The organism is Fulvivirga sedimenti (assembly GCF_020328055.1).
On record NZ_JAIXNE010000002.1, the window covers coordinates 1252770 to 1264558 of the forward strand.

Here is an 11789-nt window from a genome sequence, read left to right on the forward strand (position 1 = left end):
GCTAGTAATCTTAGAAATTACACCCATGAAGCATGAATCTCGATATGAGCGCTTGCGGGAGAAAACCCATGAGGTAATATTTGAAGCTGATACATTCTGGGGTAAAACTTTCGATGTTGTTCTGCTGGTTGCGATTGTGCTGAGTGTGATCGCCGTAATGCTCGAAAGCGTTCTGGAAATCAGACTCAAGTACGGCAATATCCTCTTCATTGCCGAATGGATTTTCACTGCGCTTTTCACAGTTGAATATATTGCTCGTCTTTGGTCTGTTAACAAACCCTGGAAATATGCCACCAGTTTCTATGGTGTAATTGACCTCCTTTCCATCCTGCCGGCTTTCATCGCTTTATTCATATCAGGTGCACAGGCTTTCCTGATCCTCCGAAGCATTCGGCTTATCCGGGTTTTCCGTGTATTCAAGCTGGTCCGATTCCTGGGCGAAGCCTCGGTGCTTAAGGAAGCATTACGGGCCAGCCGCGCCAAGATCATCGTATTTGTGGGCAGTGTTTTTATCATGGTGGTAATCCTTGGAACAATGATGTATATCATTGAGGGCGGTGAAAATGGATTTACCTCTATCCCTAAAAGTATCTATTGGGCGGTTGTTACACTCACGACCGTAGGATATGGTGATATCGCACCGCAAACCCCACTTGGACAGGGTCTCGCAACACTGATCATGATCCTGGGTTACGGGATTATTGCAGTTCCCACGGGAATTGTAACATCAGAAATGGCAAAAAAAGGAAATATCATTCACAGTAATACCCGGTCATGCCAGCACTGCGGTGCCGAAGAGCACAGTGACAAAGCTTCCTATTGCTACAAATGTGGTTCTGAGATGTAATTATTCGTGACTCTCTTTATGCAGATTAACAAAGTGCACAAGTGCTTCATTTACTTTACCGGGATTTTGCCAGTATTCACGGCTGAAGAATGAAGTGAAATACCAGTTTTTATCAGACAGAATTCTTGGCAAATAGACGTGGCTGTCCTTTACCGATTCGGACTGGAAATATCGTTCATCGTCGGTTAAAACCAGACCCACATACTTTTTACCTTGTTTCGCTGTGAGATCAGAAAATGGCAGTTCATTTGTAAGAGTCACATCCTCAAGGGATTCTTCACCGAATTCCAGCAACTTCGACTTCAGATACCATTCCGCCGGATGTGCTTTTTGTTCTTTCACAAACGGCTCAAACCTGCCTTCAGAAACCTCCCAGGCATATTCCAGGTATTTTTTTAACAACTTCGGACCTTCATTTTTGGTTTTGTCCGTTTTGAGTTGCTGTGGCAAAATACTACTCACAAGAATGACTTTTTCACGTGCGCGGGTCACGGCCACATTAAGCCTGTTTTCGCCATTTGCGGCATTCAGACTTCCGAACTGAAGGCTCATTTTACCTTTTTTGTCGGGGGCATAGCCTACCGAAAAGATGATCACATCTTTTTCATCACCTTGAACATTTTCAATATTTTTTACAAACCAGTGTTCCGGCCAGATTAAACCGCTTTCCAGCAGCCGTTCATCCAGCATATCCTGGATATATTCCTGTTGTCGTGCATTAAAAGTAACTACCCCTACATCCTTTTTAGACTTCTTCCGGATCATTTCCAGCAGAATATCTGCTATTTCGACCGCTTCAGCATCATTTGTATTATTCTCCCATATACCTTCAACCTTCCTGTATTCAATCGCCGGAATTCCTGAATTGACAACCTGGTATTCGGGAAGGAGAATGAGATTGCCTTTATAGAAATGACGGTTGGAAAAGTCGATCAGGTCCAGTGATTTACTCCTGTAATGACCCTTGAGGTGAACCTGCATCAGGTGTTTAGACGCGAGCTCCAGCAATGAATCAATTTCAAGCTCAAGTACATCATTCGTCTCCCCTTCAAAGCGAACCTGGTAAAGGTCATTTGGCCGGAGCTGTTTATCATCACCGGCGACCACCAGCTGACGGCCACGGTACATCGCAGGTATACCCTTCTCCACAAAGCATTGGGATGCCTCATCGAAAATCACCAAATCAAAGAAAGGCCTCATGGGAAATAGAGAAGAAACCGCCTCCGGCGATGCCAGCCAGCAAGGCATCAAATCAAAAAGCTCATCCTGAAATTCATTGATTACCCTTCTCAGTGGCCATATTCTCCGCTTCTTGGTCACCTGGTGATAGAGATCCCGGTAGGTCACACGATTATTGAGCCTGTTGTATTCAACATGCTCGTACATGCGCTCACGTGCGCGGAGCAGAAGCATGTCATTGCTGATATCCAGCTTTTCATCAACACGCTGCTGCAGCTCTGCCACCTTTTTCTGAAATGTTCGCGATGAGACGGTTCGAAGGACCGGATATTTTGTTTCGATATGATCGATCCACGCCAGGCGCAGACTATTCATGAATACGTCTTCAACATCCTTCGCTGTCTCCACCTCATCAAGCTCAATGATGCGCTCGATTACCTGAATTTCAACATTCAGCATCGAATCTCTCAGGCGGTCATACTCGCAAAGTGCATCAAAGTCTTCATCGAGGGCACTGGAAAGATCATTCGCCAGTTGGGGCGCACTGATCAGTTTTCCTACCTGACTGGGTGTGAGATAGGTGAGCCAGGCAGCCTTTTTCTCAGGAATATCCTTCAGCACGACAAAAAGCTCCTCCAGCTTTTCTCTCAGTTCCTCATATGAAAGTACCTGTACGTTCAGAAATTCCTTGAAATTTCGAAGTGAATTAAACACCAGTTTGGCTTTAACACTCAATTTCTGGACATGAAACCAATTCTGGTAATCTACCTTATCATATGTGTCCGGAATTTCACTTAACCATTTCTGATCCCGCAGTTTGGTAAGGTTATGTTCCAGGTTAAGCCGGTTATCGATCCGTTGGGCCATTGCATTGAAGCCTTCGCGATTGATATCCAGTCCGTTTTTCTGGATAGTATTGATCAGGAAAGCCTTTTCCCGCGAGAAAAGACGCCATTGAATTCTCTTGAAAATATTCTCATGGGCTTCAAGGCCCTGCTGCAATGATTCCTGAAAATGACCTAATTCTTCCGTTTTAAGGATTTTTTCCGGGCCATCTCCTGTGTAGCATTCCATCATCACACGTTCGATATTGGAAAGCCATAAATGGTTGGTGTCCTGATCAGGATAATTCATCATATGCCTGAAATACCGGTAGGCCCTGGGCTTCTTTAAAATACCCAGCATCTCGACAATGAAATCCCTGCGTGAATAAATCAATTCACAATCCTGCAATGTTACCCGGTGACCCAATATTTTTTCTACCCGATCTTCAATCCGCTTATGGAACTTCGGAATGTCGTCCAAAATATCCCGGATATTTTTAAGCTCCCCTGCCTGAAGCCTGGCAAAGGAGATGCGGTCGTTCCAGATATGATCAGTCCCCCGGAAACGGAGCAGGTATTCACTATATGTATTGAGCTTTCGTGCAAATTCACTCAACTCATCAAACCTGAACTGGGTATATTCCTGTTTCAGTGGCACTGAAGGCGCATGAATGTGTGCAGTCAGGTAAAGTTCCTTAATCGATACTCCGCACTCCTGTTCATTAAACAGGGCAAATCTGAATTCTTCAAGTTCTTCCTTGAGCTGATCAATATTACGGCTGGTCTGAAGGAAATTTCTTTCCAGCTGGATAGCATCAAGTCCGTTGTTGCGCGACTGATATTCTTCCAACCGGTCAATCTGTCCGGCTATTTTACCATAAATTTCTTTTCGGTCGTTTCTGAAGTCATGTACAAGGCCTACAAAATTACCCAGCTGCCGCTCGGCTAGCCGCTGATACACGATATCCAGTGCAGCACGTTTCTGGGAAACCACGAGTACTTTTTTGCCGGCCGCCATATGATCGGCGATCAGGTTACAGATCAGCTGTGACTTTCCGGTTCCCGGAGGTCCCTCCACTACCAGGGAGAAACCCTGCTTCACTGCCTGCAGCGCTTTTTCCTGGTGGGCATCCATTGGAAAAATATTCAGAACCTTTTCCTCGTGAACCTGACCACCTCCGGCACGTTCGGTGAAAACCGCCCGCTTTTCAAAGAATTCATCCATCGATTCTACCTGCTCATTTTCAAGCAAATGCAGGTAATCGGGAACAAGGTAGGATCCGGCCTGTGGAAAGATTCCAACCACAGCTTCAGAATAAAGCTTCAGCTTACCGGTGGAATGATTCTTTTCATAATCGTCCTTGCGATAATCCTCGAAGCTGATCAGGGTATCCATAAAGGTATCCTGGTTGAAGTGCAACTCCACATTGCTTTCCTTGAGCAGCTGATACAGGGAGGTACGGAACACTGCACTGTCCATTTCGAAGTCATCGAAGGTGCGTTCGAGCAAGTCCTCATCCAGCTTGATCTGGTTATAGTGACTGTACGCCAGGAGAAATGACTTATTGAACATCGTTCCACTGTCATTGCGCGGCACAAGCACCCACTGATCTTTTTTGAGCTGGATTTCCACGGGGAAGAACAAGAGGGGTGCACGGACAATCGTATCGTTAGCAAGCTTTCCATGTACAAACGGCCAGCCTACATAGAGATCTTTTGAGCCACGCTCATCAAAAATGAACCGGTCTTCACGGTCAAGTTTACGAATCTTCCGGCTCATCGCATTGGCTTCATCGTCGCGCGAATCCATCAATGGACATAACGGCTGTTCTTTCCCGGAAATAAGTGATTCAATTATTTTGAAGGAACCATCCTTGACCAGGAACTCAAAATCACGGAGGTCGATGAACTGATTTGCCGGCAACCGCAGCAATAAGAGTGACCTGTTATTGCCCGAGAGATTCGTAAGCCTGTTTAAATATGAACGGAGAATTTCCTGCATGCTACCTTCAATACGAATTCGAAAATTAGGAAATTAATTGAATTATTGAACGGTGCCGAACGATTAATGGTATATCTAAATATTATTTTTAGCAGTACCCGGCAAGATTACCTGTCGATCATTGCAGTAATAGATTTGGAGTAAACTAACGGTAAGCGGGGACTGTGTCTGTAATAATGAGGTATGGCCGTAACCGTTCTGCCTCATCAGCTGAAAAAAGCGGGTTATCCAGGAGTGCTTCAAAAGATATGGAATCTCCGTGATGCTGACGGTATCGAAGCAACATAACCGCCTGCCTTGAGTTGAGATAGGGATGACTATATAATTCGCGATAAGTTCCTGTTTTCAATGGAATTGCTCTGGGTCTGAAATCCGTGTCTACGTAAATACGGCTACGGATATGTTCAAATGTCTCGTCTTTTAATCCGTATACCTCAAGTAATTGACGAATATCAACGTACCCGCCTAATAACGAACGATAGGAAATGATCCTGGAAGATAGAACCGGACCTATGCCGTGCAGCAGGCTCAGCATCAGCGAATCTGCCAGATTTACATCCATCGGATCGGGACATCCTGGACGGTTCGTTGGCTGACTATTACGGTCCTTTTTCAGGTTGATTCGTTGCCGTTCTTTGAAAACCAAATGATCACTAATCATTCCAAAAAGGCTGTCGGTCATCCCGTAAATGGACCTTATCTGCTCCTTATCACGAAATCCGCCTGATTTGGTTCTGTAGGCAATCAGGTTTGAAGCCACATTTTCAGGCATTCCCATTGATGTTAGTCCCTGAAAGGAGACGGTATCCGGCATGAACGGCTCAACCGGCCGGCTGACCGCGGGAGTTAACGGCGCGGATTCTACAATATAACGGGTAAAGAGGGATGCTTCCTGATCGGAAAGAGGCCATTGAAAATTCAGTAATTTCAATGCATCAATAATGACCACGATGATCACCAATCCCAGGATACCCCGAAATTCAGCCATAGAAAAATCCATCGCGAATTTCAGGTAATTCATAGCTCGACGATAAGATCTTCGTAACAGGTGCATGCAGGCAAGTAAATACCTGATGCGGACAAATAATGTCAGCCTTCCGAGGTAAATTCGATTATTGCTTCCCGGATCCGGGTAAAGGTCGTTGTGAAGGTCTCTTCATCCTGTTCGAGTAAGGTCATACGGAATCCCGAAAGGTCGGACTGGAAAGAAGAAAGCGGAACGACACATATTCCGGTAGCAGCAAGCAGGTAATAAACAAACCGGCGATCCGGAGGCATCTCCGGGTTCACCCAGGACTCCACCAATTCTCTGGCCGCGGCATTCTGTACATCCAGGCGCTGTTTTCCATTCAAAAAGGCCGGATTGAAAATGATGGTGTTGTAGAATGCTCCGCGCGTGGGTGAAAAATAAATTTGCGGCATGTTGCTAAAGAGATTGCTGAGAATCTCGCCCCTGCTGGCGATGGCCTGATTTTTCGTACACAGGTAATCCTCGTAGCGGGAATCGGTAAAGATAGCCGGGATGGCTTTTTGCGGCAAGGTTGTCGAACATACCTCAACCATCTTGGCATTTTCAAGTGCCGTGCAGAAACCATCGAACTGCGGGTCTTTCTTTCGGTTGTAGAATTCCATCCATCCGCACCGGGACCCTGGCCATGGCAACTCCTTGGAAATACCTTTCATGGAGATCGCAGGTCTGTCACCAACGATGCGGGAAAGAAGTTCTGTTTGATTTCCGCTTGCAGTGATGGCAGAATAGATCTCATCGGCAATGAGAAGCAAATCAAATTCCCGGGCAATCGACACGATTCGCTCCAGGTATTCATGGGGATAGATCATGCCTGTCGGATTATCCGGATTGATGATCAGGATACCCGAGATATTTGGATTGAATTTAACCTTGTTGTAAAGGTCCTCCAGATCCGGATACCAGGAATTTTCAGGGTCCAGCAGATAGGTGAGCGGTGCACTGTTGGCATGGGCTGCTTCCGCCGAGCTATGGGTTGAATAGGCCGGTGACGGACCGATAATCCGGGATGTCGGGGGAAGGTATTGATATAGCTTTGAAATGGCATCGCCAAGCCCATTGAAAAACAGAATATCTTCTGCAGTGATCTGTACGCCTCCCAAAGCATTATTGCGCTTTGCAAGGAATTCTCTTGTGGCAGGAACACCTTTCGAATGACAATACCCGTAACTGGAATCTTCCATAACAAGACCCGATACGATCTCCTTGATCCAGCCGGGAATCGTATTGTGTTTTTGTATGGGATCACCGATATTTTCCCAGGTAATAGGAATACCCAGTGCTGCGATCTGTTCCGCTTTCCGTACAATCTGCCGGATCTCATATTCGAGCTGACTGGCTCCTTCGTAGACTAATCTGTTCCGCAATGAATAAAAATGTTAGTTCTTTCCGAAAGTTAGGAAATAGTACGAAGCCTCTGACCTTGAAGGGCTCTTTTTCTTTGAATCCAATGATAAGAAAAACAAATTCCCTTAACTTGTTCGAAAAATCAATGCTATGAAATTCCACAATCTTTTTCTCGTGGTCATCCTTCTCACATTTTCATGTAGCGAAAAGCCCGCGGAAATCCAGGATCAGCCCGATGTAACCGCAATAGAAAACGGACTGATCCCAGGTATCGTCATCAAAGGATCCGAGCTGCCTGCCTGGACGATCTCGGAGCGGATGGCACATTACAGGGTGCCGGGAGTAAGCATTGCGTTTTTCGAAAATAACGAGATCCAATGGACCCGGACATATGGATTTCTGGATTCAGGACGAACCCAGGCAGTGGATGAAAATACCCGGTTTCAGGCGGCATCGATCTCAAAACCCGTTGCCGCATCCGGTATGATGAAACTGATTGAATCGGGAGACCTGGATCTGGATGCAGATGTCAATACATACCTTACCGGATGGAAGCTTCCGGAAAACCCGTATGATCCGAATGAACACGTCACATTGCGCAGGTTAGTTACCCACAATGCCGGCCTTACAGTTCATGGTTTTCGGGGCTATGCCTCGGACGAACCTGTTCCCGGTACCATGGAAATTCTTTTAGGGGAAACGCCGGCGAATTCTGATGCCATACTTCCGGATACGATTCCCGGGGCAATATGGCGTTATTCCGGCGGAGGCTATACGCTGATGCAATATGTGATCGAAACAAATTTCAATTCTTCGTTCTCCGCATTTATGAAGGAAAATGTACTGGATCCCGCAGGTATGGAAAGAAGTATCTATCAGCAGCCTTTACCAGAGGACATGCACCAAAATACTTCAGTCGGACACCGCCCTGACGGACAACCTGTAACCGGGAAATGGCATACATATCCTGAGATGGCTGCTGCCGGATTATGGACAACACCTTCGGATCTCGGCAGGTGGGCCATGGCTGTTCAAAGGGCTTATAACGGTAGTGAGACGGAATTCATTCAGCCGGAAACTGCCAAAATGATCCTTACCAAACACATCAATGACTGGGGGCTGGGTCCGGGCCTCGGAGGTGAGGGAGACTCGTTGTATTTCAGGCATGGAGGCGCGAATGAAGGATATCGCTGCATGCTGTTCTCATTCGCGGGTCCCGGCGGTCAGGGTATGGCGATCATGACGAATGGTGATCTTGGTGGTCCACTGATGAATGAAATTGCCCGTTCCGTGGATGCCGCTTACGGATGGAATGTTTATCTTCCGGATGTTCGGACTGTCATTGATATGAGCACAGCAGATTTAAATTCCTATGCCGGTACTTATGTGGCAGAAGAACGGGGTATTGAGGTCGAAATACTTATGGAAGGGGAACTGCTCAAGGGTAAAGTTGGCACTAATGTATTTACGCTTTATCCGGAAGATACGGATCGGTTTTTCGATGATCAGGACGGGCAAAGCATATTTTTTGAACGAAACGACGAAAATATTATTACAGGTTTTAGTGTAGACGGATTACAATTTGTAAGACTGTGAAATATTGTTGAGGAATCCCCAACAGAAGACTACCCTCACTCGTCATCCTGAATTGAGTTCGCCTGCCTGCCTGGAAAGAGGGGATAACGAATTGTTAAAATACGGGACACTGTGTAACACCGCCGGATGTCGCTAATACGAATTTGTAGATAAAAAAAGCCCCTGCAAATTGCAGGGGCTCGACTAACACAATCTACCGGGCACACGCCCGGTGAAAACACTATTCAATTTCAACCTTATCCAGGTTCAGAAACTCTATCGTTCCGTTGTCTCCCATGTCAACTCCAACAATCGAGTCCTTATCAATTTTACCGGCAAGGATTTCCTTCGACAGTTCATTGAGTATTTCACGCTGAAGAACCCGCTTGAGTGGTCTGGCACCAAATTGAGGATCATATCCCTTTTTGGCAATGTAGTTCACCACCTTGTCTGAAACCTCCAGATTTACACCGTTCTCTGCGAGTCGTTCCTGAACCAGTTTTATCTGGATTCCAACGATCTTGCGGATATCCTCTTTGGAAAGCGGACGGAACATGATGGTTTCATCAATTCGGTTGAGAAATTCCGGACGAACTGATTTTTTCAGAAGTTCAAATACATCCTGTTTTGTTTTCTCGATCACCTCTTCCTCGTTCTCCTCATTCATGTATTCAAAATTTTCCTGAATGATCTGCGAACCCATGTTCGTAGTCATAATGATGATCGTATTCTTGAAGTTTGCAACACGTCCCTTATTATCTGTAAGTCGACCATCATCCAGCACCTGCAGCAGAATATTGAATACATCAGGGTGCGCCTTTTCAATCTCATCGAGCAGAATAACCGAGTAAGGCTTTCTGCGAACGGCTTCAGTAAGCTGTCCGCCCTCATCATAACCCACATAACCGGGAGGCGCTCCTACGAGTCTGCTCACAGAGTGACGTTCCTGGTACTCCGACATATCAATTCGAACCATGGCATTCTCGTCGTTGAACAGGTATTCCGCCAGGGCTTTTGATAACTCTGTTTTACCGACACCGGTGGTTCCCAGAAAAATGAACGAACCAATCGGGCGCTTTGGATCCTGTAACCCTGCCCGGCTTCTGCGGACTGCATCTGACAGCGCGGCAATCGCTTCTTCCTGTCCGGCAACCCGCTTGCTCAGCTCTTGCTCCAGGTGGAGTAATTTCTCGCGGTCGCTCTGCAGCATCTTTGAAACGGGTATTCCGGTCCATTTGGCTACCACTTCAGCGATATCTTCGCTGTCAACCTCTTCCTTGAGGAGTGAACTTTCACCCTGCATGGCTTTCATATCCTCCTGCAGCTTCTCCAGTTCCTTTTGTGTATCCAGCATTTTGCCATAGCGGATTTCTGCGACCCGTCCGAAATCACCAGATTTTTCAGCCTGCTCAGCTTCAAATTTCAGCTTGTCGATTTCCTCCTTCTTCTGCTGGATACCATGCACCACCTGCTTTTCATTTTCCCACTTGGCCTTCAGGTCGTTACGGGTTTCAGACAGGTCGGCAATCTCCTTGGAAAGGATCGATTCCTTTTCCTTGTTTTTTTCGCGGCGGATAGCTTCGCGCTCAATCTCGAGCTGCATGATCTTCCGGTTCAATTCATCAAGTTCCTCAGGCATGCTGTCCATCTCCAGGCGAAGCTTCGCTGCCGCCTCATCCATCAGGTCAATAGCCTTGTCTGGTAAAAAGCGGTCGGAAATATACCTGTGTGAAAGCTCTACGGCCGAAATTACCGCATCATCCTTGATACGCACACCGTGGTGCAGTTCGTACTTGTCCTTTATCCCGCGAAGAATTGATATGGCATCCTGCGGAGACGGCTCATCAACCACAACAGTCTGGAATCGCCTTTCAAGGGCTTTATCCTTTTCGATGTGTTTCTGATATTCCTTCAGTGTGGTCGCACCGATTGCATGCAGTTCGCCACGGGCCAGTGCCGGTTTGAGCAGGTTGGCCGCGTCCATTGCGCCTTCACCCCCACCTGCACCAATCAATGTGTGAATTTCATCAATAAAGAGGACGATCTGACCGTCGGAATCCGTTACTTCCTTGATCACCGATTTCAGTCTTTCTTCAAATTCACCTTTATATTTGGCACCGGCAACCAGCAATCCCATATCGAGGGAAATCAGGATTTTATCCTTAAGATTTTCGGGTACATCTCCGTCAACGATCCGCTGAGCCATACCCTCGATGATGGCGGTCTTTCCCACACCGGGTTCACCGATCAAAATCGGGTTATTTTTCGTACGTCTCGACAGTATCTGAAGCACCCTGCGGATCTCATCATCCCGTCCGATTACAGGGTCGATCTTGCCCGCTTTAGCGAGTTGGTTCAGATTCTTTGAATACCTTTCCAGTGAGCGGTATTTTGATTCCGCATTCTGGTCGGTCACCGAACTGCCGCCCCGCAATTCTTTAATCGCTGCCAGGAGTCCTTTTTTCTCAAACCCTGTATCCTTCATGAGCTGGGCAACTTTCTCTTTGCCTTCATATAATCCCAGGATAAGATGCTCAACAGAGATGAATTCGTCTTTAAATTCCTTCAGGAAAGACTCCGCTTTTTGCAACGCGGTATGTGCATCATTTGATAAATATGGTTGCTGTCCGGTAACTTTCGGATAGCTGTTGATAATGTCCTCGAGCTTTGAATCAAGGACAGCACGGTTTACGTTCAGCTTTTTAATGATGAACGAAATCACATTTTCATCCGACAACAGGATGGCCTTGAGCAGATGCCCCGGCTCAATCGCCTGCTGCTGATTTGCGGAAACAATTTCAGCAGCTTTCTGAATCGCTTCCTGTGCTTTTATGGTATAATTATTAAAATTCATATCACTTGTTTTACTCTATTCCCATACGATCAAATTAGGTTCCACTTCCAATTTCAGGACATTCTGTCTGAATTTGACGATGGTAAACCACTTATTGTAGACATATTGTCCGAAAATGAACAACGCTTTTTTAG

General features: G+C 46.3%; 6 protein-coding genes. 2 read left to right on the plus strand and 4 right to left on the minus strand.

Annotation, left to right across the window (positions count from 1 at the left end):
* The first annotated feature begins 25 nt into the window (after window positions 1-25).
* Window positions 26-847 carry an ion transporter gene (locus LDX50_RS11830; RefSeq protein WP_225698657.1) on the plus strand — a complete coding sequence of 274 codons (822 nt, stop codon included), beginning with the start codon at window positions 26-28 and terminating at the stop codon, window positions 845-847.
* Here the strand turns inward: LDX50_RS11830 and LDX50_RS11835 are convergent, their stop codons facing one another.
* From LDX50_RS11835 to LDX50_RS11845, 3 genes are all read right to left on the minus strand, one after another.
* Window positions 848-4852, minus strand: a complete 4005-nt coding sequence (locus LDX50_RS11835) for an AAA domain-containing protein (protein ID WP_225698658.1) — start codon at window positions 4850-4852, stop codon at window positions 848-850. It abuts the gene before it with no gap.
* 145 nt (window positions 4853-4997) lie between these two features.
* The gene (locus LDX50_RS11840) at window positions 4998-5873 is read right to left on the minus strand and encodes a helix-hairpin-helix domain-containing protein (RefSeq protein WP_225698659.1); all 876 of its coding nucleotides are present in this window, start codon (window positions 5871-5873) and stop codon (window positions 4998-5000) included.
* Window positions 5874-5941: 68 nt separating this feature from the next.
* Window positions 5942-7246, minus strand: coding sequence for a pyridoxal phosphate-dependent aminotransferase (locus tag LDX50_RS11845; RefSeq protein WP_225698660.1), 1305 nt, complete (start codon window positions 7244-7246; stop codon window positions 5942-5944).
* Between the two features lie 130 nt (window positions 7247-7376).
* Between LDX50_RS11845 and LDX50_RS11850 the strand changes: the two genes are divergently transcribed.
* On the plus strand, window positions 7377-8822 hold the full coding sequence (locus LDX50_RS11850; protein WP_225698661.1) for a serine hydrolase domain-containing protein: 1446 nt from the start codon (window positions 7377-7379) through the stop codon (window positions 8820-8822).
* A gap of 220 nt (window positions 8823-9042) precedes the next feature.
* Here LDX50_RS11850 and clpB read toward each other — a convergent pair whose 3' ends face one another.
* Complete coding sequence (gene clpB / locus LDX50_RS11855) at window positions 9043-11655, minus strand: ATP-dependent chaperone ClpB (protein ID WP_225698662.1); 2613 nt, start codon at window positions 11653-11655, stop codon at window positions 9043-9045.
* Window positions 11656-11789 lie beyond the last annotated feature (134 nt).